Source organism: Alcanivorax sp. UBA3183 (assembly GCF_002364155.1).
Taxonomy (GTDB): Bacteria; Pseudomonadota; Gammaproteobacteria; order Pseudomonadales; family Alcanivoracaceae; genus Alcanivorax; species Alcanivorax jadensis.
This window is the reverse complement of the sequence record NZ_DEXN01000003.1, coordinates 4,311-4,593: the sequence shown is the minus strand read 5'-3', so window position 1 is coordinate 4,593 and position 283 is coordinate 4,311. Positions and strand designations below refer to the sequence as shown.

At 51.9% G+C, this 283-nt stretch carries 1 protein-coding gene; it reads right to left on the bottom strand.

The genetic code is table 11. The features are described from left to right. Positions 1-97: 97 nt before the first annotated feature. On the bottom strand, positions 98-283 hold a 186-nt coding region (locus B3Q33_RS00170; protein WP_286826241.1), incomplete at its 5' end, for a cold-shock protein.

Here is a 283-nt window from a genome sequence, read left to right as displayed (position 1 = left end):
AGCACAGAGAGCACCGCTCCTACGGCAATAAGAGGGCAGGGGAGCAGACATAAAAAAAGCCCGCCGAAGCGGGCTTTTTTCTTGCTAATGTAATCGCTTATTCAGCAACCACGTTAGCGGCCTGTGGACCTTTTGGGCCCTGCTGGATCTCGAAGGAAACCTTCTGACCCTCGGCCAGGGTTTTGAAGCCTGAGCCGGTAATTGCGCTGAAATGAACGAATACGTCCGCACCACCATCGTCCTGAGAAATGAAACCAAAACCCTTGGACTCGTTAAACCACTT